We start from the raw sequence: 25,541 nt of genomic DNA, 5'->3' as shown, positions 1-25,541 counted from the left end.
GGCCAAGGGATCTCACCCTTGAAAAGTCCCGCCACCAGCTCAATCGGATGAGATGGAGGCGCAGCGATACCGGCCAGCGTTGAGCCCCAGTGAGCGGACACCCACGCACCACCGAGCACAGCAGCGATTAGGCCCATAGCCGAGAACAAAAGGATGCCCTCGGTATAGCTCCCGGAAGTGCCTTTACGGTTTGGTGCGCTCATGCCGGTTCTCCTGCCGTTGGTGGGGCGACTGGTGTTTCGGCCATGAGGGATTCACCCTCAGGTGCGTCGTGCCAGAGTTTATTTGTGTCGTTGAGTTTGGCTTCAACACTGGTGAGGCCGATGTGGACCGGGATGCCGGGGCGTCCACCTACTTTGATGAGGAACTTTCCCCGCCCGGGCGGTTCAACGTCCACACCGCGTGAATCCCACGCGGGCGGATCTTGCCAGGACACGAGTTTTTGCTGTTCCTGCCGTGAGAGCGGGATCGCTTTGGTCAGCAACGCCATTTCCGAGGCCGGAAGGCCACCACAGATGACCATGCCCGAGCGCTCCACAAACCCTTGCGCTTTCATCCGGTCCTCTTCAGCTGGCAGGGCCAGCAGGTCACTCATGGTGTGTGAAATCATTACCTGTCCCACACCGACAGAACGGTTCAGGCGGGTGAGCGCGTCTACCCGGTCCACCATGCCTTTACCGGCCCGCAGCGCCCGCCACAGCTCATCGAGGACTACGAAATAGTGACGGCGCGGCTCCAGGCCGGCGTCGGCCAGAGCGTTAGCGACGTTGACCGTGCCGAAGCCGTAGGACCAGCACGCCAACAGCACAGCGGCCTGGAGATCCGTTTCTGTTTCGTCAATGGAGGACACATCGAACACCACAGCCCTGTCACGCTGCATCGGGTTAGTGGTGTGTCGGGAGAAGATTTCTCCGAGCTTTCCACCGCCCGTGAGGCCCAGCAGGGTTGCCTCCAGCGCCCGAGTCTCAGCCTGATAGAGCGGCCAGTCGCCACGGTCGAGGGCGACCTGGCGCAGCTCATCCGGCCCAGCTTGGATGACGTTGAGTAGATCCCCGAGCACGGGAACTCCGTCAAAGTGCCCATCGAGCCACCGCAGCCCACGGTCGAGAATGGTTTGTTCTTGATCGGTCGGAGGCTGGTTCCGGCTGATCGTAATGAGTGCGACGACCATGTTAAGGCGCCGACCGTGAGCGTCAGCGCGGACCCGCACAGCAGCATCCTCGTGGCCTTTGGCCTCGAGGAGCTGCGCGACTTCAATAGCCTGCCCAGGATCAAGAATGTTCAAATATCCGCGGCCTCGGCCGAGGGAGATGACCTGCCCGCCGGCAGCTCTCACCAAGTCAACGTGTTCACCCTTCAAATCCCCCAGAACCAACGGATTAGTGCCCTGCCCGGCGAGGCCGAGCATCATCCGGCGGACCAACGTGGATTTACCTAGCCCCGGCTTGCCGAGGATGAACGCTGAGGGGTTGGAGATCAGTTGTGCCCGCTGAAACCAGCTAATCGGATCACAGCAGACCGTGGCCTGAGTTTCCTCATGGCGCCCAATCGGGACACCGATCATGGGTGAGGACGTACCGGAGGAAAACGGCCACAGCCCGCAAACCTGCACGGTGGTCCCCCGGTACTCCCGCACAGAGGGAACCAGTGCCGCTGCGCCGCCGCCACGGCCACGCCAGCCGCGGGCACCGGGTATCTTCTCCCGGATCAACGTGGGCTTCTTTTCCTTCTTCTTTTTCGCCTCCACCGGCTCCGCGTGGTGCCGGTTCTTCTGGACCTTCATACGCGCCATTTAGAGCGCCTCCCGAATCTCAGAAGGCAACAGGACGTGCTTAGGCAGCACCAAACCAATCGGCAGCGACGCCGCAAACGCCGTATCTTGGCTCCCATAGGCACGGCGCAAAAGTAGCCGCGCAGCACCCGAAGTCTGTTCAATGGCAGCAACCGCGTCAGGTAGGCGCTCCAGACCGTTGACCGTGGCCGTGACCACCAGGCCGAAGTTCACCAGCCCCGCCCCCTGGGCTTCTTCTGACGCTGTTTGAGCCGCAGAGCGGGCATCGACGAGGGCACGAGCTGATGGACGATTACCGGAGGTAATACGCACGTTGGCATTGTTCTGATCCCGTTCCACCAACTGCGCGGCACGAGCCGAATCCATAGGCCGGTACAGCAGGGTTACCCGCTTGCGGTCCACATCACCATGCGGGGCCAGCAGTTTGGAGAGCACGTTGGCATGGACCGAGCCACGCGGAGCGCCACTCATCGTCCAGGACGCCGAATAGGCGCCCTCATGACGGTAGTTCTCCCAGTTCGTCTGAGCGCCGGACGGGCCAACCTCGCCCCAAGAAAGTTCCACCGGATGCCCGGCAGCGTGCGCCTCATCGATCACCAGTGCAGCCGGTGGATCATAGGCAACCCGGACAACCTCACACAGCTCTTGTGCAGCCATGGGTCGGGCGATACCCGCCCCGGTGGCCTGCAACCGCTGAGACAAGCCAGGAAGCCGGGAGGCGAGATCCTTGGCGACCTCGGCAGGTTCGCGTTTCCGGGAACCGGAGCGCATCGTGGCATTGAACGTGAGGGTGATCCACGCCCGGACCGTTGCGGAGCCTTCCGGATACGTCCGGATGACCTCGCGCAGCATTTCCTTAGCAATCTCTGGCGCGTTCTCGTCAATGTTCATTTCGACTTCATTGCGGAGCCGGTACCCCGAATCCGGGGCCGTCTCCACCGTCACGGAAGCGGCCTCAATTCCGGCCTCATCACCTAACGCGGAGATCCAGCCGCCCCAGTTCGAGACCCAGGCATCGACCTGTTCGGGATCGACCAGAGAAGCGCCGTCTGGTTCGGTGGAAAAAATCACCGTGAAGTGGCCGGTGGTGGGCATGTGAAGCATGGCGAATTTGCGGTTGTAGGAGTCCTGAAATTCATACAGCCGGGATTTCGAGGCAATACCGGGCAGTTGGTACATGCCCCAGGCAGTGACGCCGAGAGGCCCGGAACGGTACAGGTTCGTACCTTTCCGGCGGGAGCGTTTGAACGCTGCCCGGCCACCAACGCGGTCAACCACGGTCATGCCGTGCTTGTCCTTGATCGTGAGCAAAACCAGGCCGATACCAAAGACGCCCATCACGCCTAGGCCAACAAAGAGGTTCCAGATTGCGAAGGAGATGATGCCGAACACCAGGCCGACAAGGATCAGGCCGGTTCCGATAGCGCCGAAGTTTCCTAGCCCGGCTGAGCGTGGAACCCGCCAGTTTCCATAGGTAGGTTGCTTGTAATCACTTACTGTTGCTGCCACTTGGACCATCCCCTGCTGCTTCGTCCGAAACTTGCTTTACTGCCTGTGCTCCCTTGGACGCTGCGGCTACCGCTGCACCCGCAGCTGCACCCGCTGGACCCGCCGCAGCACCAGCTCTCGCGCCTGCTGCCGCACCGGAGGCACCACCACCGCTAGCTGCTGCTGCGCCGCCTCCCGTAGGGCCGCTGCCACTGCTAGGCGTCGGTGTACCACCACCACCGCCACTGCCGCCTGCTGCTTTGTTCGCCCCGCTGGATGCTGCTGCCGCCAGGGCTGGAGCGCCACCGGCTGCTCTACCGGCTTTACCGCCGCTGCTTCCCCCAGGAGTAGGCGCAGCTCCACCGGAACTGCTACCTGAGGTCGAGCTACCCGAAGGGGAAGATTTACTGCCGCCTCCACCGCCCCCGGAACCTTGCCCACCACCTGAGCTGCTGCTAGCTGGTGTGGGAGAAGCACTGCCACCCCCACGCCCGGCTGAACCCAATGATTTAGCGCCGGAAGGCATAGCGGCCATAGCCGCTGCACCGGCTCCCGCAGCCATACCGCCACCGCCCCCACCACTAGCGACGGCTCCCACTAACGGGGTCACGAACCGCATCAAAGCTGGCAGAGCAAACAACGCGACCACCATTAGAGCCAGGCCGGTAATGGAGTTCAAGATCCCGGTAAAACCGGACATTTCCCCGCCACCGACGAGGCGGAAAGCTACCGCGTAAACGATGGCCGCAGCGGGTTTGTAGAGGATGAAAGCAAGCGTCCAGCCAATGGTTTTCTGGAACCACTGCTTACCCATTTCGGTGTTGGTGAAAGCCGCTGTAGTCGGGAGAATCCCGGCCAGCACCACCAACATGCCACTACGGACAACCATCAGCACGATTTGAACTATCGACGTGCAAATCCCGATCAGACCCAAAATGATGACCATGAAAACGGCGGTGTCCGCTTGCCCAGTAATCAACATGGCCTCAATGGCATTGGCGAAACCCTCGCCGTCAGTCGCTTGGTCAATGATCCACTTTGAGAACCCGTCAGAGGCGACGATGAGGAACGCGATTGTTGCCAGCCCCATCCCCGAAACAAGGGTCAGGGTCAACAGTGAACGGACCAGCTCACGGACATGTGAGCCACGCTGTTCCCACACCATGCGAGAACCGCCGACGATCACACCGAGGACGGCTAGCGCAGCTGTCCAGTACCAAAGACCACCCTGTAGGAAGGCGACAGTAGGTGATGCTTCACCACCTGCCATCGTGAGGTTGCTGGTGGGCATATCTACCCAAAAAGTAGCGAGGTTCAGAACAATCTCGCTCAGCGCCTCAGAGATTGCAGCCGCCAGATCTTCAATCGCACCGCCTACCGCGCCACTGATCCAATCACCGGCTGTGCATCCCAGTCCCAAAAAGCCACAGTCCTCTTCTTCCATCTCAGACTCCGCTCCAAGGAATGTAGTCCGAGAGATCGTTTAGTTGCACGGGATCATTGAGGAACTGCCCGTCGTCCGCAACTTCAATCTTCCAGTCTCCATCGGCCCAACGGAGCGGGAGGCTCACGTGTCCTACTGCCCCACCTTCCAAAGTGAAAGCTATGTCTACGGTCGCCGCAGAGTCAGAGTAGGAAAGCAGTTGAAAACCGGAAATTTGCACTGAGGGGGCGGAACCTGCCTCAGATATGTTCTCCAATGCGGTCTGCTGACCGGCACTTTCAATAGTCAGCTGTTCTAGAAGTTTCCGCTGCGTTTCTTCGTCTCCGATTGAACCCTGTCCGAGAAGATTTGCAGCGGCGTACAAAGCTCCAGTGGGCGAGTGTGCGAAGCAGGTTCGGAATCCCCTGTCGTCAACGACGCCCGGCCCGGCGGTCTCGGGAGCTTCCGGCACAGCCATAGTCCCTACTAGTTCCCAATTACTTTCGGGTGCTGCGCCAAGGGCTGTGTCGTCGCTGGCTGGTAGCCCACACACGCTTTCCTCAACCCCGGCTGCTGTCGCTGCTGGTGCTGAGGTCGTTTCGCTCGTTGTTGGTTCGTTCGATCTGGCGTCCGGTTCGTCTCCCCCGCGAGGGATGAACGCAATAACGATCACGGCGGCGATCAGTACCAGGATTAGTGCTGCCGAGACGATGAAGCCGGGCCGGGTGAGAGGGGTCTGGTGGTTTTCGTCGGGTGATACGTCACTCATGGGTGATCTCCTGACCAGGGTTAGACGAACGCGGTAACGAGTCCGGAAGCCCCGGCGACGACGACGCAGCCGGCGAGGGTCCAGCCGAGCTTGGAGAGTCCTTCGCCGCCTTCACCGCGACGGACCTGGATCATCATGGTGATACCGGCGATGATGACGCCGAGAACACCCAGGGCGAGGGCGATCCATGCGGCCCAACTGAGGATAGTGAGTAGCCCTTCGGAGCCGGGAGGGGCCGATCCGCCGCCAGGGTTGGGAATCTGGGTAAGTACGTTTACGGCGTTGAGTTGAAGGTTGAGAGCTGCTGTGTGAAGCATGGTGAGACCTTTCAATGAGAGGCGACGCTGCTGCCCAGGTTCAGGGCAGGAGTGAATTGATTTCGGTGATGAACTTGCGGGCTTCTCGGGGCAGGTGTTCTGGTGCCACGTCGCCTGTCCGCCAGGCGTCTACCCACGGCAGATGCCATAGGCGTGGTGCTCCCCCGCCGATGATGGTTTCAAAGTCGCGGAGTTCTCGCGGGAGTTTTCCTGGAGCGTCTGCCAACACGGCCAGCCCGAGGAGCTCTACTTCTGGAGGTTGCGGTGAAGTCCACTCAATGAGTGCCCGCTGCGCTGCTTCCAGCCCGTTCATGTTGGATCGGCAGACCAGCAGAACACAGGGAGGTATCCCCGGATTCTCGGATGCTGGCCAGGTATGTTGTGTGGAGCGGGACCCGTCGATCAAGCGCGTTACCGTGCTTTCTCCCGCTCCCCCATGCACACCTACGATCCATAACGAGGCAGAACCGGACACATACCGCCGAGGAAGCCGGTCGGCTGCGTCAGGTTCAGGGATGCCCTTCTGAGGTGCACCGGCCCCCGTCAGTGGAGGGATCGTGACTGCAGGAGTTGGTGCGGCGTCTGGTTTACTTGACGTCGGATGTACGGAAGCGATCCACGGATTACTCACAAACATCACGTTATCAAGCTTTCGTGAATAGCGTGAGCATAGCTACGGGTTTATCTCATGGGTGACACCAGAAGCCGGGCAGGGCAGGACGCAGGGATGACATCACCACAGACGACGTCACGAGACCGGTCCTTCCGTAGCCAGCTGGCCCGGGTGCTGACTGAGGTTTTCGCCCCTGCCGTGTTGGTCGCCGCCCTGATTTTGGTGAGCAGCTTCGTCCCCGATGGATTCCAGGCTGGGCTACTTTTTGCCCTGGTGGCCGTCTTCTTTATTGCGGTGTTGCCGTTCGCGGTGGTGGTGGTGTTGACCCGCCGAGGAAACCTGACGGATCACCACATCAGCCGGCGGTCCCAGCGGGCTCCCGTACTCGGAGGAGCCATCGTCTCGGTACTGGTCGGTTTATGGGTTCTCGCTGGGATGGGCGCCCCTGCCGGGTTGATGACCATGATCATCAGCGTCTTGGTGGGGATCGTCGCGGTGTTGATCGTGAACTTGGTGTGGAAGCTCTCGGCTCACACGGCGGTTGCCGTGTTTTTCGCCGCCGCCATGGCCGCCTATTTTGGCCCGTGGGGTCTCCTCGCCGCGGTCGTGCCCGTAGCCGTCGGCTGGTCCCGGATCCGTTTAGGCGCACACACGGTGGCGCAGGTACTCGCCGGCGGAGCCGTGGGACTCCTGATCGGCGTGGGGTTCGCTCTCCTGCCAGGACGGTAAACCCAGCGGTCCCAAAGTTTTAGCGAGCCGCGGTGATGAGCGTCTTTTCCTTTTTGGCGTAGTGCCGTTTGGACACCCACGTGATGGTCGGCGCGACGGCTACCAGGGCCAGCGCCGTGTAGACGGTGACGTCAACGGCTAGTTGCACGTTGACCCAAATATCAGCCAGCAAGAGCGCCGGGACGATCGACACGAGCGCGAACCCGATAGCGAAGAGCGCCGAAGCGACGCGCAAGACAGGAAGAGCCGTCCGATTCATGGCCGCTTTGTAGGTCCAGGGTACGAGAAGGACTGCGATGAAGGCCGGGTAAATGCGGCTGGCTAGTCGATATAGCTCCACCCAGGGCTGATCAGCATAAGCGTTGAGTCCCATCGAGGAAACGGGGACGTCGGCCACCCAGAACGTCGCAATGATGGCCAGTGAGGTTCCGATGAAAACTCGGCGCCCCCAAGCCCCGGTGATGATTTCCCGGACGGGCCGGCAGGCGAGGGCATCAGCGACGCGCAACCCCACCAAGACAAAGACCACGTTCAAAGTCAGCCTTGATATCAAGTTGGCAGCGTTGATCCCACCGAGTGCATCATCGACGGGAAGGTAAATCGCCGGGATTGCTAGAGCAAGGACAACGCTGATCAAGAGGAACGTCGCAAGAGTTGCCCGGTTCTGACCCTTCAGCGCAGCCGGAACGCGAAGCGCAGCCAGTACAAGGCACAGAACGAGGAGGGCTACGGGCATCAGTGCAGTCATCCCAGGTTCTCCCAATACTCCTTTGCTTGTTCCCGGTCATGGGCTTTGCCCCAGTATTTGCGGTTTTGTACGGAGAGTTTTTGTGCAGCAACGGCCATGAGATCGCTATCGCTCAACGCTTGCAATGCATAAAGGCGGGCATCTTGTGGCCACCAGCCCTCAGCTTCAGTAAGCAGCCCCGTGACCACTAGCCCACTGGCTAGAGAAACGCCCGCGTGCCGGGCCACTTCGACCGCAACGTCGGCTGGCAAGGTCCTCTTCAATTTCGAGGAAAAAGTCGACGTAGTGATACCTAACCGCGCGGCTATGGCAGTGCGTAGATCCCCCGAATCGACGGCATCTATCCATGCCCGCGTCGAGTCCGGGTAAGGGAAGGGCCGAAGATCGCCAGGCATAAACGGCAACAACTCGTCAGCTCGAGCGAGAACCTCACGCAAGACATCTAAGTAATGAATCTGGCTGATCAGCTCAGCCTCCGTCGGCGGTTTAGTGCCCGCCGCGAGATCGGCATACCGCTCGAACTCCGAGAGGGTATCCAGCGGCGACAGCTCGTAGGCCCGGGCTATTGCCACAACCGTTGTCTCTGAGACTTTCCCTCGCACTATCTGTTGATGCAAGGTGGTCCACTTGATGCCCGTGGCCTGGGAGATTTCCCGCACGTTCTGCCCCGGTATCCGGGCATCAGACCACCGCTGAAACTCATGCGCGGTGAGGGGCATGCCACGGGCCTTCCGGACGGAGATCTGACAGTTTCACCCTAGCCGCCCACCATCTAGTGATTCACGGAATTCACGTTATAGTTAAAACTGGAATCTTGTGAATCATTCATGGTGGCGATAGGTATGTATGCAGTCTAAAGGCCTGTTGTATACGGCGGCAGTTTTAGTGCTGACGTTGTTTTTCAGTCTGATTTTTTTCGTGGTGCTCTTCGGTGACACCGAAGAGGCTTCCGCGGGTGAATGCACCCCTGCGAACAGTTCAGAGATAGACCCTGAAAATATTCCGACAGAAGCCGTCGCTGGATACTCCGGCGAACAGTTGGTCAATGCTGCCTTGATTGTGAGCGCAGGGGAAGCAATGGATCTGAGCGTGAAAGGCCAAGCCATCGGCGTGATGACGGCTATGGGTGAGTCCAGTCTCCAGGTACTCGACCGGGGCGACGGACCCGGCCCCGACAGCCGGGGCTTGTTCCAGCAGCGCGATAACGGAACATGGGGGTCCTATGAGGACCGCATGGACCCGTTGATCAGCTCGACTAACTTTTTCAACGCCCTCCAGGACATTGACGGCTGGGAATCACTCTCACCTAGCGAAGCCGCCCACCGGGTGCAGCGCAACGCTGACCCGTTCCACTACACCCAATACTGGGTCGATGCTATCGACGTCGTTGCTGCCGTCGCTGACATTGAGGGACTTGATACCTGCCTCATCGGTGGCCCGCAGCTCGCAGGCGTTGGCGACGATCTGCCGTGGCCTAGCTCCCCGTTCTGCGCTATCGGCGGTACGTGCCCACCAGGAGCAGTGTCCCCGCTGGGTATGTATAACCGGGAGTGCACAGACTTCGCTCTGTGGCGTCTTAACGCCATGGCCGGCGTTACCGGCGATCCATGGAAGTTCCACAACTCAGACCTCACCCTTGGCAACGCCGAGCAGTGGCTAAACGCGTGGAACCGGCAAGGCTGGGACAGCGGTCAGGAACCAGAAGTCGGAGCCGTGGCCTACTACGCGGCCAACGTCGGCGGGGCCGGTTCAGTCGGTCACGTCGCTATCGTCGCCGGAATCAACGACGACGGCACCGTAGCGATCGAGGAATACAACGGCATGGCACCACCTGACGATCATCAATACAGCACCCGCAACATTCAGCCCGACGAAGTGAGCGCCTACCTCTACTTCCCCGGCGACGACTAAGGAGAACACCACATGACCACCCCAATCCCAACCACACGGAAACACAGAAAGATGTATTTCCGTGCGAGCAGTCTAGGTCTGACAACTGCAGCGGTTCTGCTCTGCACTGCGTGTTTCAGCGGCAACCAGGATGGCGAGCCAGCGCGGTACTCAGAAGCGGAACCGACACCGACGAGTACCTACACGCCCTCACAGAGCGTAGGAGACGGCCCCCAGGCCCCCAACGCTGACGAGGTACCCGAGAATCCCGAGTGGACCCCTGAGGCTGAGGAAGCGGCCAAGCAGGTTGCTGAGGACGCTTTAGCGGACTTTGCCCGCCCCGATGTGGAGGAAACCCAGTGGGCCAACGACTTCGCCCGGTGGCTGACCCCCGAGGCCACGACCTCTTATTCAACGGTGGACCCGGCGAACGTACCCGTGTCCGAAGTAACCGGACCCGCGACCCTCGACATTGACGAAACCAACGGGTTCGGCGTGATTGCCACTTTGCCTACCGACATAGGCGACTACGGGGTGCAGCTCCTACGCCAAAGTCAGGATGAGCCGTGGAAAGTCAACCGGCTTTACCCGCCCGAGGGCACCAAATAGCCCAACTAGTTTTCACTGCCCTACCTGCTTTATCGAACGAAACAAGCTCTTACCGATCCGCCTCTGACGTAAGGAAACCAGCACCATGACTACCAGCCAGGTCGAAGTCTCGACCTTCCCCCATGTACGGGCCATTGTCCGGGCCAACGGCACCGGAGAAGTCGTGATCTCCGGGAACTCTCGGCCCATCGACGCCCCCGACGAAACCACGCTGCGCCGCGAAGCCATGAAAATCGTCACCGATCTAGCCGAAGTCCTCAGCCGCCCAGTGCGCGTCTACACCGAAGGCCCCGAGGGAGACGGTGAACTCGTGGTCCACCCCGAAGGGAACATTGAGGAAATCGCTTCTGAAACCAAGGGCCGCAGGCGACGGGCGCAAACGCCGGTCACCACCACCACACCGCCAGTGATCCATGTAGATGACACGGCTAGCGAGGACACCACCGAAAGGCCACTGCCCATCGATTCAGCTCTCCCCGAACCAACGGAACCAGCAGCAGCTGCGCCCGCTGCACCAGCCCAGGACTCCCCCACTGCCTCTGTACCGCCGATAACCTCAGTACCGCGCTCAACGCCCGCACAAGTAGCGTCGGAGCCACAGGCATCGGCTCCGACCCCTGAGCCGCCCACCCGGCGGAGCCTGAAAGACACGTCGTTCCTGGTCAGTGATCCGGTGGTTCAGCCAGCTGCCCGGGGATTCCGCGGTGCCATGAGCAGGATGGGTCTGCGTATGAGCCCTTCCGAATCGGAGATGGCCGAACGCGCCGACATTCACGCTGTCTCCCAGCACTGGCCGGGACCGCGCACTATCGCCGTCGTGAACCGTAAAGGCGGGGCGAACAAGACCCCGACCGTGGCAGCCCTGGCAGCAGTGTTCGCCCGCTACGGCGGCGGCGGTGTTCTCGCGTGGGACAACAATGAGAACCAAGGCACTCTCGGGTGGCGCACCGAGCAAGGCCCCCACACGTCAAGCGTGCTGGATCTGCTGCGCGATAAAGACCAACTGCTCTCCCCCACCGCCCACAACGCTCTACTGGCCCACTATGTGCACCACCAGACCGAGGACAAGTACGACGTCCTGCGCTCGGACGAGAACGACGAAGGAGATCACGAGATCTCCGCCGACGAAGTGGATGCCGTTCACACCGTGGCCGCCAAGTACTACCGCATGATCGTGATGGACAGCGGGAACACCGCAAGGGCCGCGAACTGGCGGGCCATGATCGGCCACACCAATCAGCTCGTGATCCCCACAACGACCATGGAAGACCGCGCAGAGGCCGCGAAACTCACCCTGCAAACCCTAGCCGCACGAGATGAACACTCAGCCCAGCTGGCCGAAAACGCCGTAGTCATCATTTCCCAATGGAAAGCCGAGGACGGCGACGAAGCCCGTAGGATCGCTGACGGCTTCGCACCACTGGTCCGCCGCGTCGTCACCGTTCCTTATGACCAGGCACTGAAGGCCGGACGCATCCGACACACCGCCCTGAAGCCAGCCACGCAGCGCGCCTGGCTGGCGGCAGCAGCTGCCGTAGCCGAGGGATTGTGAACTTGGTACACCAAATAATCCGCGACACGCCCGCCGCGTCCATCACTAAAGCGTTTCAGAAACCTAGAGTTCGACGTATGGCAATTCAGAAACGCGCATCTGGTGGACGCCCATCTAAGGGGGACCGCCACGTTCTGACAACCCGAATCCCCACGGCTCAAGCAGAAAAATTGTTTGCCGTTGCCGATGCACAGGGGATCTCGGCCAGTTCTTTTATCGCCGAAGTCATGGCGGAGAAACTGGCAACCATAGACCTCGAACAACTAACCGGCCAGGAGACTCTGCCCCTCTACAAAGCTAGTTAAAAAAAGAAGGCCCGCTATAGCGGGCCTTCTATAAGTGTCCAGGCTCTTCACCCACTGCCGCCAAGCTCACAGGTGAAAGGCCTCCATAAACACACCCTCGAAGGGGTCCATTTATGCTGCCCACTCTACACGCAATAACTGATACTGAAACAGATTCAGTTACGCCGCGCCGCAAAATTCGTGGCCGATTCCGCGCCAATGGCGCGGAGCTTACCGTCGTTCCCGACGGCCACAAACGCACAGAACAGCCCCTTGACGGTGGCATCCTTGGACCGATCCCCCGGAGCCTGCACAGGCGGATTCCCCGCGAGTTTGAGACAGCTCCCAGCGTCATCAACCGCGCTATCCCCGCCGGTAGCGCCCGTGCCGCGCACGGCGACCAGGTCATGGCCCGGCTACGCCTGATCCTCTCCGAACTAGGGACGCGAGCTGACGGACAACGTAACCACATCAACGCACTAGCTGTCCTGATCGCGCACATCGACTACACCACCATGACCACCCGCCCAGGCTGGGAAGCCCTGCAGGAAGGCACAGGCCGCGTAGAGCGCTCCGTCGCCCGCTACATCGACCATTTGATCAACTGGGGACTGCTAGGCCGCGTGGCCGGCGGCAGAAGCGCCGAGTTCAGCCCACCGGACGAGAATGGTGAACGCCACGGTGACGCGGCCGTGTACGTGCTCTGCGTCCCCCACGATCTCGGCGTAGTCCCCGACCTGGCAGTTGATGTTGTGGATATAAATGTCAGTCCTCCCGCCCTTGGGCGGTCCCTCCTTCTTAAGAAAGAGTTAACTCCTACACGAGCGCGCAAAAAAGCACAGAAGGACGCGGCTTCGCCGCGACAGTCAGACCTTGGCGCCGCAAGCGGCGCATCCGGTCCACTCAGGCCGTATCGTCCGGAAATCCGGTGGAACACTCACGCAACGACAACCCGCCAAATACAGCGTCTGGCGGCGGCAACAGAAATTTGGCACCGCTCCCCTGTTTTCCGGCGAATGAGCCACAAAGACCTGGCATCGAGTCTGCGGGAAGCTTTTCTAGCTGGCTGGACCATTGCCGACATTGAGAATGCTTTCGATCGCAAGCCTGACGGCACTCGCTGGCCCGACAGCGGGGCACCTGACGTATCGCAGGAGTACACCCGTCAAGCATGTGCACGGTTGCGTGGATGGATCAGAAACCGCCTGGACGGCTGGCGCACCGCTCAGGGAGAGCTACTGCGCTCCCCCGACCAGCGGAAGGCCGCAGCAGCCCGAGAAGCGGCAGCCCGACAAGCTATCGCCCGTCGCCGGACGCTGGAGGAACAAGCCCAGCGGGCCAAGCTGGTTGGACGTCAGGACTCCCGCGCCAAGATTGTCGCTCTCGCGGAGATCAGGGCGCTCCGAAAATGAGCACCACGTTGATCCGTGTTTCTGTTTTCCAGTATTTCCGTGTATACGCTTTTCTGCCTATACGTGTTTCTGTGTTTCAGTATAGGATTGAAGCATGATACTTGCGCTGACAAACCTCAAAGGCGGAGTGGCGAAAACCACCAGCTCCCTCTACCTCGCAGCGGTCTACGCACAACAAGGAAAGACCGCCCTACTCGACGCCGACCCGCAAGGCTCAGCATCCGACTGGACAGCATCCATTGAGGACGACGGACTAGAGCTGCCCTTCGACGTGAAAGTGGTGAACCAGCGAACCATGGACCGGGCCGCCAACGGCTATGAGTTCGTCATTATCGACACGCCCCCAGGCGATCCCCGGATCATCGACGCGGCCATGGCCGCAGCTGACCTTGTCCTGGTACCCACTGATGCCTCAGCGATCGACATTCAACGCGTCTGGCCCTCCATCGAAGCGGCCACCAAAGCCGGCAAACCCGTCGCGGTGCTACTCGTCCGCACCAGATCCAACACCCGCAACCTGGCGGCTGCAATAGAAACCTTCGAACAAGCCGGCGTAGCCGTCCTTGACACTCATATCCCGCTGCGCGAGGAAATCAAAACCTCCTACGGCACCATCCCCACCACATTCCACGGCTACGAAACCGTAGCCGCCGACCTATTGGAGGTCCACAATGGCCGCTGAAAAACCGTCCCTTGCCGACAAAATGAAACCAAAGGTGACTCCCCCAGCGACCACCGGGAAAACCGCTGGCCGCACCACCGGATCAGTGTCGAGCCACTTCAAGACGCCAGGCGAGGAATACCCCAAACGCCTCACCCTGGACTTGACCGTGGCCCAGCACCGCAAGCTCAAACTCCGCGCCATGGACGAAGGATCAGCTATGAACCAGATCCTCCGCGATTTCATCGACACCCTGCCCGAATAGCACAGAAACACGGATACACAGTTATCTGTGTATCCGTAAATCTGTTCTTCTGTATATCTGTGAAGCTCCGGACCGCAACGGTTTGGAGCCTCACACGTTTCACCAGGTCAACCAGGCCGACCTCTCTACGTTCGGACTGTAAAGACCTAAACAACCATCTTTTTGCTGCTGTCCTTCGGATAATACGTACCTGCTCCACAGCGTCAACCGGCTCCGCCGGCTACGGGCACACCAATCCTGTCCGGCGCTCCTACGTCGCTTATTTCCTCCCAGAATTGATCCACCCTTGCCCCTACGGCGTTGAGCACTGCTCCGTCAGGCACAGCTACGCAAGCTCCGCCAGCAGGCACAAACAACGGGGGAGAGGAACCCACACTGCTGGTCACCACCGGTTCCCCACCCACCCTGCGAACTAGGAGCACCACTACTATGTCTGTTCTCGAAATGATCGACCCCACCACCTTGACCATCGACGCCAACGTCCGCGCCGACGTGCAGCTCGACAAAGCATTCCTGGCCTCCATCAAAGAACACGGAGTGATCCAGCCAGTCGTCGCACACCGCACCGAAAGTGGGGGAGTGCACGTCCTGTACGGGCAGAGGCGCACCCTCGCCGCCGTGGAAGCGAAGCTGGACCTGATGCCCGTGTACGTGGTGGAAAGCCTCACAGAAGCCGACAGATTAGCTAAGCAGGTCGTGGAAAACGACCAGCGCCAAGGACTCACCGACAACGACCGCGCCGAAGCGTTCCACCAGCTTTCCCTACTCGGAGTCTCAGCTACCCAGATCGCGAAAAAGACCGGCGCGAAAAAGACCACCGTGGACGCGGCACTGAAAGTCCGGGCCGACGACACCGCCAGCGCAGCACTCGCCCAAGGCATGACACTGGACATGGCCGCAGTTATCGAAGAATTCAGCGGCGACGCAGAAGCAATCACCAAACTCGAAACCACCGCCGCACAGAACCCGCAGAGCTTTGACCACACCGCCCAACGGCTCCGCGACGACCGCACCCGCGCCGCCCTCCTGGCCGAAGCAGCAGCCACCGCCACCACCCAGGGCTTGAAGATCGTTGACGAGGATCTGAACTACTACGACTACAAAGGCCCCATGGCGAATATCCGCGACCTGCGCACCATCGAGGGTGAACCACTCACCGACGACGACGCCGACGCCGCGCACATCGGATTCACCTACAACGGGGAGGTACGGATCACTTTGGTCAATACCGACTGGAAAGCAGCAGGATTCACCAAACCCGGCGCCACCCGGACAGGGCCAATGACCGAGGACGAAAAAGCAGAACGCCGCCGCGTGATCGAAAACAATAAAGCATGGGACGCCGCCGAAACGGTCCGCGTGGACTTCCTCAAAACCCTGCTCAAGTCCAAGACGGCCCCGAAGAACGCCCTACGGTTTATCGCCCAGTCAATGGGAAACCATTCCTACACCGTCGCTGACGGACTCAACAAGCACACCGGATTCGCCGCCGAACTGCTCGGAGGCAAAGACGGTTACGGCGAGCTGGCGAAGATCACCGCCAAGCCCACCGGACGCCACGAAACCAACACCCTCGCCGTCATCCTCGCAGGATTCGAAAAGAGCCTCACCCGCCAGTCATGGCGCAACCCCACCAGCACCGCCAAGCACTACCTGACCCAGCTCACCACATGGGGCTACACTCTCAGCGACGTTGAAACCATCATCACCAACCACGGAAACACAGAAACACAGGAATCCGTGAAGGCAGAAACCAGTGGAGTACAGGAGCTGGGGGAGACGTTCGCACAGGTGCAAGCCGACGAGGAAGAACTCACCGCCGACGAAGCCTAAACCGGGGGAGTAGTGCCCCCGCCGGAAACCGGCGGGGGCGCTGCCCGGGCCGGACGGAGCCGGCCCAGGCGAACAAAGCAGCGGTGCTCGCTAGCTCGCACCGCAGAAACGGACCTCATTAGCGTTCGGGGACAGCTATCAATTAGGTGCGCTCCGGGGCAGCGTCTTTCTGCCTTCGTCGGCGCTCTGACCATTTGATGATGACAGTAGTAACGAGTAGACCGAACAGGATCGCGACGGTCCAACGCCCCAGCATGGGAAGTTCGGTGAAAACGTCCAGGACGATATTGGCGGCAAAGGTACTCAGGACGCTCACGAGGACGATCAGGTACTGGCTCATAGGTCGCATGCGCCCCATCCTGTCATCGTGACCCTGGCACTAACCACCCGGTAAACAAGCGGTCCTTCGCTGCGCTGCGGGCTGTCCTGCCGCCGGCTCCTACGTCGCCACCGGCAGGATCTCTTTCTCTTTTTGCTGCTGTCCTTCGGATCATACGTACCTGCTCCACCAGCTCAACGGCTACGCCGCTGCGCGATCGACCCAAGGTGTCCGGCGCTCCTACGTCCCTTATTTCCTCCCACCTTGCCCCAATCTCTTGCCCTACGGGTTGACCAGGTTCCGACAGGCACAGCTCCGCAAGCTTCGCCAGCAGGCAAAAACAACGGGGGAAGGGCCAACTGCTGGACCACCACATAGAAGCCCCACCACCGACCCCACTACTGCGAAAAGGAGCACCACCATGAACGTTGAGACCAGCACGGCAACGCTGATCATCACCCACACCCACGAGGCCGGAACCCTGATCGAGGGAACGGCTAAAGGTGATGGAACCGCGCCCCTCTTGAAGGTCAACGGTTGGCGCTGGGGCCGCAGCATCGCCGCGTGGTTCGTGCCCATGTCCCGGGACCGTCAGCCCAAAATGCACGTCATCAACCGCACCACGGCGGCACTCACCGAGGCAGGTTTCAGCGTCGAAACCGACATTGACCGCACCAGCCGCAGCACCGCCGAAGTAGAAGTGGGAAAGATTGAACGCCAGCAAGACCGCGCCGACGCCCTGGCCGCGAAGGCCGAGCGAAAACAAGACGCCGAAACAGCGGCCTACGACTCAGCGCGGGCAGCGCTGCGCCGACTGCCCGAAGGTGGGGAACCCATCAAGATAGGCCACCACTCAGAGAACCGGCACCGCCGCGCCATTGCCACCGCAGACCGGGCCATGGGCAAATCAGTCCAAGCCACCGAGGAAGCCAAGGCAACCGCCGAACGCGCAGCGACAGCAGCCCGAACCACTGACCGCCGCTACAGCCCCGCCGCCGTGGCATCACGGATCAAAACCCTAGAAACAGCAATCCGCGCCACCGAGCGGAAAATCAACGGCAGTTCCCACACGTTCGCCGGGGGATACGTCGAGACGACGGCACCGGCCACGGGGGATTACCGGGCGCACCTTCAAGGCATGTTGGCCGATGAGCTGGACCAGCTCACCTACTGGCAGGGCATCAGGGAAACCCAGATAGCCGAAGGCCAGGCCACCAACTACACCCGCGAGCAGATCAACAAAGGCGATTACGTCCGCATTGGTGGGAGCTGGCACGAAGTAGCCCGAGCCAACCAGAAAACCGTTTCACTCATCACCGAGTACAGCTGGACCCAAAAGGCCGACTACGCCCAGATCAGGGACCACCGCACCAAAGAAGAAGCAACCACCGCAGCGGAAACACCAGCCGAGGCAGCGAGCTAACCACCCGGCCACAGTGCCCCGCCCCCACCCTGCCTATCAACAGCACGGGCGCGGGGGTGCTGCCCGGCCCGGACGGAGCCGGCCCAGGCGAACATGAGCCCCAGGTACTCGCTAGCTCGCACCAGGAACAAGCGGTCCTTCGCTGCGCTGCGGGCTGTGCTGCCGCCGGCTCCTACGTCGCCACCGGCGGGATCTTTCTCTTTTTTGCTGCTGTCCTTCGGATCATACGTGCCTGCTCCACCAGCTCAACGGCTACGCCGCTGCGCGATCGAGCCAAGGTGTCCGGCGCTCCCAAGGTCGCTTATTTCCTTCCCCTCTTGGCCCGATCTCTTGCCCTACGGGTTGACCAGGTTCCGACAGGCACAGCTACGCAAGCTTTGCCAGCAGGCAAAAACAACGGGGGAGAGGCCAACTGCTGGACCACCACTTTTAGAAGCCCCACCACCGAACCCCCGCCACTGCGAAAAGGAGCACCACCATGAACAACTCGCCCATTGCCGTCACGTCCCCGGCTGACATTCTGGCCTACGTCCCGCACGGCCTCGGATTTGCCCCGCGTGAATCCTTCGTGCTGATGACCATGCACGGCAAGCGGCTCGGCGTGACGCTGCGCATCGACGCGCACCAAGAAGGCAACCCGGAAGAGTTCGCCGCGTCAGTCGTTGGCTACCTCGCCAACGATCAAGACGCCGACGGCTCCCTGTTCATCCTCTACACCAACCAGCCCACCATTGACGGTGTAAAGCCCTTCACCGCGCACGCCGAAGCCCTCGATACGGCGCTGCACGCCGCTGGCATGAATATCCGCGATAGCTGGATTGTCACCGATGAGCACTGGATGACCTACTTTTGCGACGATGAGGACTGCTGCACCACGCACCCGCTGGCCGAAATCGCCGACAGCGCCCTGAACGCCCGACTGATCTTTGACGGCTCCAACGCGCAGCGCGATAGCGTGGCGGACCCAGTATTCACCGGCGGACACGCGGAAACCGTTCTCAACCAGATCGCGGAAACCGTGACCGGCTGGGCAGAGATCGACCCCACCGACTGGACAACTCCCGTGATGACCGAAAACCGGGCCCTCTGGCAGGACACCACCGGAACCACCCCGACCGAGGAAACCGCGGTGCAGCTCGTCGCCGCACTCCACGCCCCGAACGTCCGTGATCGGATCATGGCCGACACCATCAACACCAGCAACGACCCCCACGAAATGACCTTGACCCTGATCGGCCGTTTCGTTGGCCGACCCGATTGGAGCCGAGTCGATGCCGTGCAACAGCTCGCCACCGACCTGCTCCCGTTCACCCCGAACGAAGCCCGAGCACCACTATTTACCCTGCTCGGCTGGATCAATTGGTACAAGGGCAAGGGATCAATCGCGCACCTGTACCTGACCAAAGCGAAGGAAGCCGACCCCGAGAGCCGACTCGCGGCGCTGCTGCTGAAATTCACCGGCACCGGCGTTATCGCTGAATGCACCAAGAGCGCAAAAACGGCCTACCAGCACTAACACCGACAGCAGGGCCGGGGACCAGTCCACCGCGGCAGGTTCCCGGCCCTGCTCTACGCACTTCCACGCTCACCGGCCAGGATGCGCGGCGGCGACCTCCCCCGCTTCGCTCCTCCGGTCGCCGCACCTACACGCCACCAGCTCCCACCAAGTACGCAGCCGTGCCAACAGGCCACCCCGCCCCAGAACAAGCCAACGCAGACCAAGTCACTACAGGGCAGGTCGATACAGTGAAACCAGCACCGACCGCGAGAGAACAGGGAACCCGCCATGCCCGGCACCGATCTTATCCAGCCAGCACACACCCTGACCTACGCACCAGAGACCACCGCAGAGCGAGCCCTGGCAGAGAACATGCCCCTGCAGCTGAACGTTTCACGTCCAGATCTCACCTGGACCGACGCTAAACACCAGCCCAACAACTAACCTCTCAACCAGTGGGCCCTATGGGCCGCCTTGAGGGCTAAGTTATCCCCCGCCAAGAGGGGGATCCGCTGTGCCGCACCGAACCGGCCCGGTGAATCCGGATCCCTTATGGCACACCCAAACCGCGGAAGTAGCAAACATGGAGGAATAGTAGTAGGATTACTACTATTCCTACTACTTCGAGAGTGGTCCGCTGTGATGAGTGAGCAAATTAGCCCGACGGGGTCGGCCCGGGACAGGGTGTTCGCCGCCGCCGAGAAAATCAGTGCCGAGCGTAACCCCACGGTGTCCAGTGTCCGGGAAGCCGCAGGCGTCTCCAACGCCGACGCCACCAGGTATTTGAAGGCGTGGCGGGAAGAGAGCGCTGTCGCCGGCTCACGGATCGTCGCAACACCGCAACCGCTGCTTGACCAAGCGGCACGGTTGGCCGGATCGGTGTGGGCTGATGCCGTGGCGTTGGCCGCCGAGCAGCATGCAGCCCTCGAAGCCCGCTGGGTGAAAGAGGGCCAAGACAAAGACACTGAACTGGCCGAGCTCGTCGCAGACCTCGATCGCATCACCAACAAAAACACGGCTGATGCTGCGGCGTTGAACGCGGAACTCGTAGCCGCCGTGAGCCGGGCGCAGGACGCGGAGGAACGTGCCCGCCAAGCAGAAACCGCCGCCGAGCGTTCCCGCTCCGACGCTGGCACGCTCGCTACTGACTTGGCAGCCGCCCGCGCCCGGGCCGACACGCTGCAACAAAGCCACGACGCACTCCTCCAGCGCATCACACCCCAAGCCGACGAGACAGCGAGCAAAAAGTAAAACGGCGAGGCAGATGCCTCACGAAGAGAAACCGCTAGGCTAAAACCAGATTTCCTTTCGCAGGGAAAACCAGAAGAAACAAGCGGGGCCGGTAACTGTGTGGTGCAGGAACCGGCCCCACCAACATTTAGTGACCCCGCCTGGGTTCAACACCTACGGAGGATGAACCAGTGAACACAGCCGAACCCGCCCGCTTTATGACCATCCCCGACGTGGCCGAGGAACTAAACACCAGCACAAGCCAGATCCGGGCACTGATCAGAGTAGGGGATCTGCCGGCAATCCAAATTGGTGGCCGAGGGCAATGGCGTATCGAGCGGACCACACTCGAGGACTACATCAACGACGCCTACCAGCGAACAAACGAGGCAATCCGCCGTGGTGACCTACCCGCCAACACCGGCCACTAACCGCAGCGACTACAACTCATCCGGCGCAGCGGGAGTTACCGCGCCGACCCATACCCAGCCCTGGCGCTGGGTCTTGATGCCCGGCTCGAAGAACGAGACCTTGACCGCTGCCTTTGTCCACGCCGTTGCGTGTCCCTTCACCCGGTACGCGCTCGACGGGTAACGAATCCAGATATGCACCCGCCGCGGAGCAGGGAACTCATGAACAGGATTCGACGGTAAATCCAGTTCCGCCTCCGTGAGCATCACCGGTTCCTCCCGCATCACCAGTTCCTCAATCCACCCATCCAATAACCGGTCATAGTAGTTTCTGTACCGCTTGTTCTGGCCCACGGCGTTTGCCGCCACTCTGCTAACTCTCAGAAACGAAAAATAGACTGTGAAGTGAGCCGAGTTTGATTGAGTCCTCGGCTCACCGGGCCGGTGTCTTAGAAGCCCCCCCGCTCTAGGGCACCGGCACCATCACGTTAGAGCCCAGCACCGACATTCACTCAGCCCCAGCGATCCGCCGTAGCTGCCACCCGTCAGTATGTGGATCCGAGCTGATATCGACCTCCAGGGTGGGGGAGACCGGCCCGGTTTGAGCTTGGAACCGCCACACACGCTTGGTGATGAGACTGCCCTGCCCGTTTACGGGGGTGTTTCCTGGCTCCCACCAGCTCCGGGTGCTGGACCAGCTCACCGGTTCCCTGACTGCCTGCCAGATCCGGCCACGCCACCGCATCGCCAGGGGAGCGCCGCTGCTACTGAACCTCACGTCTACCGGTTCGTTGACCGTCCGTGGCCTAGTCTCCGTCGTTTGTGTTGTCATGTGCGCGCCGCCCTTCACCCTGTGATCCGTCATGCCGTCAGGGTCAAAATTAGAACACATGTTCGATTTATGGGAACCCTCAGCGGTGCGGCAGAATGAGCCGTATGTGCGGACGCTTCGTGATTGCGGGAAACAAACAGGCCCTGGTGGACACCTTTGAGGTCATCACCGATCAGAGCCCAGATATTCAGCCGTCGTGGAACGTCGCACCCATGCAGGACATTCGGTTCATCACCGAACGCCCGGACGCTGACGGGGTGCTAGAGCGCCGCCTAGAGACGGCCCGTTGGGGGTTAGTCCCGGTATGGTCCAAAGACCCCAAAGCCGGGGCCAGGATGATCAACGCCAGGTCAGAGACGATCACGGAGAAGCCGTCATTTCGTACCGCCGCGGCGAAGCGCCGGGCGCTGATCCCGATGAACGGGTACTACGAGTGGCAGAAGAACCAGGACGGCACGAAAACCCCGACCTACCTACACCCCGAGAATGAGGATGAGCTGTTGGCCGTAGCCGGCCTTTATGAGTTCTGGCCCAATCCTGAGCTGGCCGAGGACCACCCGGAAAAGTGGCTGGTCACCGCGACTGTCATCACGACGTCGGCCACCGACGCGCTAGGGCATATCCACGAACGATCACCGCTCATCATTCCCAAAGACCTCCAGGTCGATTGGCTGGATTCAGCTACGACGGACAAGAACCAGGTCCGCGAGCTAGTGAATGCCATGCCTGAACCTCACCTGGTGCCCCGAGTTGTCGGCAAAGAAGTTGGATCAGTACGCAACAACGGCCCGCAGCTGATTGTTGAGGTCCGTGGTGGATAACGAGTCGCGGGCGAGAAATAGACACGATGCGTATCTCAAGCATCTGGAGTCCTACGCTCCTCAGCTTGACGATTGGCGGCTCCGCGCGCAGCAGATTGAGCGTCCGCAGCGAGGCAGCGAGTTGCACGAGGATAACAAGGTATTTGTCCACCCGATTAGTGATGAGGCGCGACTGTCTCTTGTATCCGCCGGGGAACACCTGCGCTTAGCGTGGACAGCCGTAAAGGCTGGCGAGCTGTATCCATCCGCGCATTTCACTACGCTTCGAGGGGCGCTACTGGCGTCAGCCCAGGCGGTCTATGTATTGGGCCCTGATGACCCTACTGTCCGCCGAGAGCGCGGGCTGACAGTGATTGTTGAGGCGTACAAGAGGCTTCGACAGTTTCACCTTGAATGCTTGAACATGCCTGATCTATCCGAAGAGGACTGCAAAAAGATTCATGAGCAGCTGGGCTGGCTTGATGGTCGGAGAGCAACGGCGATAGAGGTAGGCGGCCAACCTCGTGGCCTCAACATTTCCGATGACGTCATTCCTTTTGCGGCCGGTTACGTATTCCGGGATGATCCGGGGAAGCAGAACAGTGTCATGTTGTTGTGGAGGCAGATGAGCGGGGATGCTCATGCGCTGACCTGGGCTCTGACACTTAGGGCAACGCTTGGACCTCCTCAGAAGGGTGAACCCCTCACAGCCGGCACAGCAACAGGTTCTCTTGAGGCCATAGCTGAACCCTTCGCCGCTTCGTTTCTTTTATTGAAGCGTGGGTGGTCCTTGTTCGACCAACGGTGTGAAGCAGCATCTGGAATCAACTTTTAAGCTTGTGTGGTCGAGTTGGTGATGGCCTATGGCGCGAAATCTACGACGGAGGTTTCGCTTGTGGTCCAAGAGATGACGGTGCCCGCAGGGTATTGCGGAGTCGTTTTCAGTGAAGTGACTCGCTCACCGATCATCAAGCCTGTTTCCACGTCGATGATGATGTCCTGTCGCCAGGCGTGATCTGGTGTTTCGATACCGATCGCTGTGCCGCTTCGACCGTCGATCGTTGCACTTTCATCGACTACTTCCACACCATCAATAAGGGCTGCCGCCCCGTAGAGGGCAGACCGAAGGTTCGCCGGTACCGCTCCAGTTCGAAGGAAATCAGCGATTGTCGTCAAAGCCTGTTGTTCTGGCGACCAGCCTTCCCCCTCGGTTGTGGCATAGATGAGGTCCAGGAGTTCTTGCGGGTCGCGAGGAGAATCTTGTATAGCGTCATCCAACGGTTTACCGAGGAATTGCTGGGGGCTTCCGTAAAACCCACCCCCCGGAGCCCGCACTGTTTGCCCGAAGGGTTCAGTCGATTTGGAAATCTCCTCTGCGGCTTCACGCGATTCGTCGCTGAAGAAGGTGACGGGGACTTCAGGCTCTCTGACCCATACCCATTCCTCTGATCGGTCTGTGGGTATGTAAAGCTGCGAGTCCTGGGTGGCCAGCCATGTGTGCTGGGTGCCGTCGTGGACTATTGAGGATCCGTACACGGCGTTGGTGTCGATCATCAAATATTGGCCGGCCCCCACGATTGGGTCTGCCGTTTCGATTGTGGCCAGGGCTGCTTCGTCCAGAATTTCCGCGGCTTCAGCGGTGGCACCTTGAGGCGAGTCAGGCAAGATGATGCCAACTGCCATTGGTCCGACAACCAGGGCAGCTGCCGCAGCGACAGCGATCAAAGATCGCCTCGGCCGGCTCCACCGTTTGGTCTTCGATGGGCGCCGTGTGTCTTTTTCAATGGTCGACATGAGCTGAGCCAGTCCACGATCCAGTGATGCGGCAGGAACAGGGCTGTCGATTTTACGCGTTTCTTTGAGCAGCTGTAGCTCGTTCATGGCTACCTTCCTCTACAAAATGGGGTGAAGATCCGAGTGTCGAGCGAAGCGAAGTGCGTGCTCGATGAAGGCGTGAGCGGACGGTGCCTATAGGAACGTCCATTGCTGTTGCTATGCCCTCGTACGACAGTTCCGCCCACGCGAACAGAAGGATGGTGTCCCGGTCTTTGGCCGGCATCGCGGCGAGGGCAGCAACAATGAGGCGACTAGAAACTTGTGCATCGATCGCCGCGTCAACGTCTTCCATCGGTTTCTGGCTGTCGGGTCGTTCCACGGACCGGATATATGCCTTGGTAACGCGCGCTTCGGTCCGATGGTGTTTCTTGAGGAGGTTCGTCGCGATTCCGAATAGCCAGGGCCGGGCGTCGTCCCACGCGGTGTTGAAGGAATCTCGCTGCTTGAATGCCACCAGGAAGGTTTCAGACAGAACGTCGTCCGCGACCGAGTCACCGGCACGACGCTGGGCGTACCGATAGATAGCGGTCGCATGTCGCGTGTAGAGATCGCTGAAGACCGCAGGGTATCCACGGGACCGCAGGATGATGTCTTTATCGGTGCTCACACTATGTATTACCCGTTGCCGCTAAAAGGTTCACGAATCGTTTGTGCGAACTTCTAATTTCTAGGCGGCGACCTCGAAAATGACTTCTAACCCGTCTTCCTCATCCTGTCAAGGGCCAGTTAAAGGTGCCCACGGGTGGCCAGCATTACTGCCCGCTGGTGGCCATGAAAACTGCCCGGTCATGGCCATCGGATCTGCCCA

29 protein-coding genes are annotated in these 25,541 nt (G+C 60.5%); 16 read left to right on the top strand and 13 right to left on the bottom strand.

Annotated features, from left to right (window positions below; genetic code table 11):
• Positions 1-199: 199 nt before the first annotated feature.
• Genes IWX62_RS15125 through IWX62_RS15100 form a run of 6 tightly spaced genes read right to left on the bottom strand, consistent with a single transcriptional unit; the run spans position 200 to position 6,426 of the window.
• The gene (locus IWX62_RS15125) at positions 200-1,792 is read right to left on the bottom strand and encodes an ATP/GTP-binding protein (protein ID WP_333483465.1); all 1,593 of its coding nucleotides are present in this window, start codon (positions 1,790-1,792) and stop codon (positions 200-202) included.
• Positions 1,793-3,310 carry an SCO6880 family protein gene (locus IWX62_RS15120; RefSeq protein WP_442859269.1) on the bottom strand — a complete coding sequence of 506 codons (1,518 nt, stop codon included), beginning with the start codon at positions 3,308-3,310 and terminating at the stop codon, positions 1,793-1,795.
• Positions 3,282-4,724: a hypothetical protein gene (locus IWX62_RS15115; protein WP_196842241.1), complete on the bottom strand. Its 1,443-nt coding sequence runs from the start codon at positions 4,722-4,724 to the stop codon at positions 3,282-3,284. The genes IWX62_RS15120 and IWX62_RS15115 overlap by 29 nt, the downstream gene beginning before the upstream one ends.
• A gap of 1 nt (position 4,725) precedes the next feature.
• Positions 4,726-5,472: a hypothetical protein gene (locus IWX62_RS15110; RefSeq protein WP_196842240.1), complete on the bottom strand. Its 747-nt coding sequence runs from the start codon at positions 5,470-5,472 to the stop codon at positions 4,726-4,728.
• A 20-nt stretch (positions 5,473-5,492) separates the two neighbouring features.
• Entirely contained in the window at positions 5,493-5,789 is a 297-nt protein-coding gene (locus IWX62_RS15105) for a hypothetical protein (protein ID WP_196842239.1), read from the bottom strand.
• A gap of 40 nt (positions 5,790-5,829) precedes the next feature.
• On the bottom strand, positions 5,830-6,426 hold the full coding sequence (locus tag IWX62_RS15100; RefSeq protein WP_196842270.1) for a DUF6668 family protein: 597 nt from the start codon (positions 6,424-6,426) through the stop codon (positions 5,830-5,832).
• A 90-nt stretch (positions 6,427-6,516) separates the two neighbouring features.
• On the opposite strand from IWX62_RS15100, the gene IWX62_RS15095 reads away from it, so the two are divergent.
• Positions 6,517-7,131, top strand: a complete 615-nt coding sequence (locus IWX62_RS15095; protein WP_196842238.1) for a phosphatase PAP2 family protein — start codon at positions 6,517-6,519, stop codon at positions 7,129-7,131.
• A gap of 19 nt (positions 7,132-7,150) precedes the next feature.
• Here the strand turns inward: IWX62_RS15095 and IWX62_RS15090 are convergent, their stop codons facing one another.
• Complete coding sequence (locus tag IWX62_RS15090; RefSeq protein ID WP_196842237.1) at positions 7,151-7,879, bottom strand: hypothetical protein; 729 nt, start codon at positions 7,877-7,879, stop codon at positions 7,151-7,153.
• Positions 7,876-8,598, bottom strand: coding sequence for a hypothetical protein (locus IWX62_RS15085; protein WP_196842236.1), 723 nt, complete (start codon positions 8,596-8,598; stop codon positions 7,876-7,878). Before IWX62_RS15085 ends, IWX62_RS15090 begins: the two co-directional genes overlap by 4 nt.
• 370 nt (positions 8,599-8,968) lie before the next feature.
• On the opposite strand from IWX62_RS15085, the gene IWX62_RS15080 reads away from it, so the two are divergent.
• The 8 genes from IWX62_RS15080 to IWX62_RS15045 all read left to right on the top strand — a co-directional run bounded on the left by IWX62_RS15080 (position 8,969) and on the right by IWX62_RS15045 (position 16,385).
• Entirely contained in the window at positions 8,969-9,790 is an 822-nt protein-coding gene (locus IWX62_RS15080) for a CHAP domain-containing protein (RefSeq protein WP_333483464.1), read from the top strand.
• Positions 9,791-9,802: 12 nt separating this feature from the next.
• The gene (locus IWX62_RS15075) at positions 9,803-10,378 is read left to right on the top strand and encodes a hypothetical protein (protein ID WP_333483463.1); all 576 of its coding nucleotides are present in this window, start codon (positions 9,803-9,805) and stop codon (positions 10,376-10,378) included.
• 85 nt (positions 10,379-10,463) lie between these two features.
• Positions 10,464-11,930, top strand: coding sequence for a chromosome partitioning protein ParA (locus tag IWX62_RS15070; RefSeq protein ID WP_196842234.1), 1,467 nt, complete (start codon positions 10,464-10,466; stop codon positions 11,928-11,930).
• A gap of 77 nt (positions 11,931-12,007) precedes the next feature.
• On the top strand, positions 12,008-12,235 hold the full coding sequence (locus IWX62_RS15065) for a hypothetical protein (RefSeq protein ID WP_171586599.1): 228 nt from the start codon (positions 12,008-12,010) through the stop codon (positions 12,233-12,235).
• Positions 12,236-12,348: 113 nt separating this feature from the next.
• Positions 12,349-13,626, top strand: a complete 1,278-nt coding sequence (locus IWX62_RS15060) for a hypothetical protein (RefSeq protein WP_196842233.1) — start codon at positions 12,349-12,351, stop codon at positions 13,624-13,626.
• Between the two features lie 94 nt (positions 13,627-13,720).
• Positions 13,721-14,308 (top strand): AAA family ATPase, encoded by a 588-nt coding sequence (locus IWX62_RS15055; protein ID WP_196842232.1) that lies wholly within the window; start codon positions 13,721-13,723, stop codon positions 14,306-14,308.
• The gene (locus IWX62_RS15050; protein ID WP_196842231.1) at positions 14,298-14,552 is read left to right on the top strand and encodes a hypothetical protein; all 255 of its coding nucleotides are present in this window, start codon (positions 14,298-14,300) and stop codon (positions 14,550-14,552) included. Before IWX62_RS15055 ends, IWX62_RS15050 begins: the two co-directional genes overlap by 11 nt.
• Before the next feature lie 429 nt (positions 14,553-14,981).
• Positions 14,982-16,385 carry a ParB/RepB/Spo0J family partition protein gene (locus tag IWX62_RS15045; RefSeq protein WP_196842230.1) on the top strand — a complete coding sequence of 468 codons (1,404 nt, stop codon included), beginning with the start codon at positions 14,982-14,984 and terminating at the stop codon, positions 16,383-16,385.
• A gap of 142 nt (positions 16,386-16,527) precedes the next feature.
• Here the strand turns inward: IWX62_RS15045 and IWX62_RS15040 are convergent, their stop codons facing one another.
• Positions 16,528-16,734: a hypothetical protein gene (locus IWX62_RS15040; protein ID WP_196842229.1), complete on the bottom strand. Its 207-nt coding sequence runs from the start codon at positions 16,732-16,734 to the stop codon at positions 16,528-16,530.
• A gap of 391 nt (positions 16,735-17,125) precedes the next feature.
• Between IWX62_RS15040 and IWX62_RS15035 the strand changes: the two genes are divergently transcribed.
• From IWX62_RS15035 to IWX62_RS15015, 5 genes are all read left to right on the top strand, one after another.
• The gene (locus tag IWX62_RS15035; protein WP_196842228.1) at positions 17,126-18,127 is read left to right on the top strand and encodes a DUF3560 domain-containing protein; all 1,002 of its coding nucleotides are present in this window, start codon (positions 17,126-17,128) and stop codon (positions 18,125-18,127) included.
• Positions 18,128-18,605: 478 nt separating this feature from the next.
• Positions 18,606-19,643 carry a DUF4192 domain-containing protein gene (locus tag IWX62_RS15030; RefSeq protein ID WP_196842227.1) on the top strand — a complete coding sequence of 346 codons (1,038 nt, stop codon included), beginning with the start codon at positions 18,606-18,608 and terminating at the stop codon, positions 19,641-19,643.
• A gap of 270 nt (positions 19,644-19,913) precedes the next feature.
• Positions 19,914-20,069, top strand: coding sequence for a hypothetical protein (locus IWX62_RS15025; protein WP_196842226.1), 156 nt, complete (start codon positions 19,914-19,916; stop codon positions 20,067-20,069).
• A gap of 198 nt (positions 20,070-20,267) precedes the next feature.
• The gene (locus tag IWX62_RS15020) at positions 20,268-20,876 is read left to right on the top strand and encodes a DNA-binding protein (RefSeq protein ID WP_196842225.1); all 609 of its coding nucleotides are present in this window, start codon (positions 20,268-20,270) and stop codon (positions 20,874-20,876) included.
• A gap of 197 nt (positions 20,877-21,073) precedes the next feature.
• The gene (locus IWX62_RS15015; RefSeq protein ID WP_196842268.1) at positions 21,074-21,286 is read left to right on the top strand and encodes a helix-turn-helix domain-containing protein; all 213 of its coding nucleotides are present in this window, start codon (positions 21,074-21,076) and stop codon (positions 21,284-21,286) included.
• 9 nt (positions 21,287-21,295) lie between these two features.
• Here the strand turns inward: IWX62_RS15015 and IWX62_RS15010 are convergent, their stop codons facing one another.
• Positions 21,296-21,634, bottom strand: a complete 339-nt coding sequence (locus IWX62_RS15010) for a hypothetical protein (RefSeq protein WP_196842224.1) — start codon at positions 21,632-21,634, stop codon at positions 21,296-21,298.
• A 139-nt stretch (positions 21,635-21,773) separates the two neighbouring features.
• Positions 21,774-22,097: a DUF6504 family protein gene (locus IWX62_RS16370; protein WP_333483462.1), complete on the bottom strand. Its 324-nt coding sequence runs from the start codon at positions 22,095-22,097 to the stop codon at positions 21,774-21,776.
• A 104-nt stretch (positions 22,098-22,201) separates the two neighbouring features.
• Between IWX62_RS16370 and IWX62_RS15005 the strand changes: the two genes are divergently transcribed.
• Positions 22,202-22,918, top strand: coding sequence for an SOS response-associated peptidase (locus tag IWX62_RS15005; RefSeq protein ID WP_196842223.1), 717 nt, complete (start codon positions 22,202-22,204; stop codon positions 22,916-22,918).
• A 349-nt stretch (positions 22,919-23,267) separates the two neighbouring features.
• The gene (locus tag IWX62_RS16365; RefSeq protein WP_333483461.1) at positions 23,268-23,732 is read left to right on the top strand and encodes a hypothetical protein; all 465 of its coding nucleotides are present in this window, start codon (positions 23,268-23,270) and stop codon (positions 23,730-23,732) included.
• A gap of 26 nt (positions 23,733-23,758) precedes the next feature.
• Here IWX62_RS16365 and IWX62_RS14995 read toward each other — a convergent pair whose 3' ends face one another.
• Together IWX62_RS14995 and IWX62_RS14990 are read right to left on the bottom strand one after the other, a co-directional pair.
• Positions 23,759-24,778 carry a CU044_5270 family protein gene (locus IWX62_RS14995; protein ID WP_196842221.1) on the bottom strand — a complete coding sequence of 340 codons (1,020 nt, stop codon included), beginning with the start codon at positions 24,776-24,778 and terminating at the stop codon, positions 23,759-23,761.
• Positions 24,744-25,340: a sigma-70 family RNA polymerase sigma factor gene (locus IWX62_RS14990; RefSeq protein ID WP_333483460.1), complete on the bottom strand. Its 597-nt coding sequence runs from the start codon at positions 25,338-25,340 to the stop codon at positions 24,744-24,746. The genes IWX62_RS14995 and IWX62_RS14990 overlap by 35 nt, the downstream gene beginning before the upstream one ends.
• Positions 25,341-25,541: the final 201 nt, after the last annotated feature.

Origin of the sequence: Arthrobacter sp. CAN_A1, assembly GCF_015751665.1 — a bacterium.
In the GTDB taxonomy this organism is placed as follows: domain Bacteria; phylum Actinomycetota; class Actinomycetes; order Actinomycetales; family Micrococcaceae; genus Arthrobacter_D.
Note: the sequence above shows the minus strand (reverse complement) of the source record. Positions and strands in the feature narration are given on the sequence as shown.

Coding starts and splice junctions, on each gene's coding strand:
- IWX62_RS15050 (WP_196842231.1), top strand. CDS start 14,298: ATGGCCGCTGAAAAACCGTCCCTTGCCGACAAAATGAAACCAAAGGTG.
- IWX62_RS14995 (WP_196842221.1), bottom strand. CDS start 24,778: ATGAACGAGCTACAGCTGCTCAAAGAAACGCGTAAAATCGACAGCCCT.
- IWX62_RS15110 (WP_196842240.1), bottom strand. CDS start 5,472: ATGAGTGACGTATCACCCGACGAAAACCACCAGACCCCTCTCACCCGG.
- IWX62_RS15100 (WP_196842270.1), bottom strand. CDS start 6,426: ATGTTTGTGAGTAATCCGTGGATCGCTTCCGTACATCCGACGTCAAGT.
- IWX62_RS15085 (WP_196842236.1), bottom strand. CDS start 8,598: ATGCCCCTCACCGCGCATGAGTTTCAGCGGTGGTCTGATGCCCGGATA.
- IWX62_RS15040 (WP_196842229.1), bottom strand. CDS start 16,734: ATGCGACCTATGAGCCAGTACCTGATCGTCCTCGTGAGCGTCCTGAGT.
- IWX62_RS15055 (WP_196842232.1), top strand. CDS start 13,721: ATGATACTTGCGCTGACAAACCTCAAAGGCGGAGTGGCGAAAACCACC.
- IWX62_RS16370 (WP_333483462.1), bottom strand. CDS start 22,097: ATGACAACACAAACGACGGAGACTAGGCCACGGACGGTCAACGAACCG.
- IWX62_RS15065 (WP_171586599.1), top strand. CDS start 12,008: ATGGCAATTCAGAAACGCGCATCTGGTGGACGCCCATCTAAGGGGGAC.
- IWX62_RS15030 (WP_196842227.1), top strand. CDS start 18,606: ATGAACAACTCGCCCATTGCCGTCACGTCCCCGGCTGACATTCTGGCC.
- IWX62_RS15070 (WP_196842234.1), top strand. CDS start 10,464: ATGACTACCAGCCAGGTCGAAGTCTCGACCTTCCCCCATGTACGGGCC.
- IWX62_RS15015 (WP_196842268.1), top strand. CDS start 21,074: ATGACCATCCCCGACGTGGCCGAGGAACTAAACACCAGCACAAGCCAG.
- IWX62_RS15090 (WP_196842237.1), bottom strand. CDS start 7,879: ATGACTGCACTGATGCCCGTAGCCCTCCTCGTTCTGTGCCTTGTACTG.
- IWX62_RS15020 (WP_196842225.1), top strand. CDS start 20,268: ATGAGTGAGCAAATTAGCCCGACGGGGTCGGCCCGGGACAGGGTGTTC.
- IWX62_RS15025 (WP_196842226.1), top strand. CDS start 19,914: ATGCCCGGCACCGATCTTATCCAGCCAGCACACACCCTGACCTACGCA.
- IWX62_RS15105 (WP_196842239.1), bottom strand. CDS start 5,789: ATGCTTCACACAGCAGCTCTCAACCTTCAACTCAACGCCGTAAACGTA.
- IWX62_RS15115 (WP_196842241.1), bottom strand. CDS start 4,724: ATGGAAGAAGAGGACTGTGGCTTTTTGGGACTGGGATGCACAGCCGGT.
- IWX62_RS15120 (WP_442859269.1), bottom strand. CDS start 3,310: ATGGTCCAAGTGGCAGCAACAGTAAGTGATTACAAGCAACCTACCTAT.
- IWX62_RS15045 (WP_196842230.1), top strand. CDS start 14,982: ATGTCTGTTCTCGAAATGATCGACCCCACCACCTTGACCATCGACGCC.
- IWX62_RS15005 (WP_196842223.1), top strand. CDS start 22,202: ATGTGCGGACGCTTCGTGATTGCGGGAAACAAACAGGCCCTGGTGGAC.
- IWX62_RS15095 (WP_196842238.1), top strand. CDS start 6,517: ATGACATCACCACAGACGACGTCACGAGACCGGTCCTTCCGTAGCCAG.
- IWX62_RS15125 (WP_333483465.1), bottom strand. CDS start 1,792: ATGGCGCGTATGAAGGTCCAGAAGAACCGGCACCACGCGGAGCCGGTG.
- IWX62_RS15075 (WP_333483463.1), top strand. CDS start 9,803: ATGACCACCCCAATCCCAACCACACGGAAACACAGAAAGATGTATTTC.
- IWX62_RS15060 (WP_196842233.1), top strand. CDS start 12,349: ATGCTGCCCACTCTACACGCAATAACTGATACTGAAACAGATTCAGTT.
- IWX62_RS15035 (WP_196842228.1), top strand. CDS start 17,126: ATGAACGTTGAGACCAGCACGGCAACGCTGATCATCACCCACACCCAC.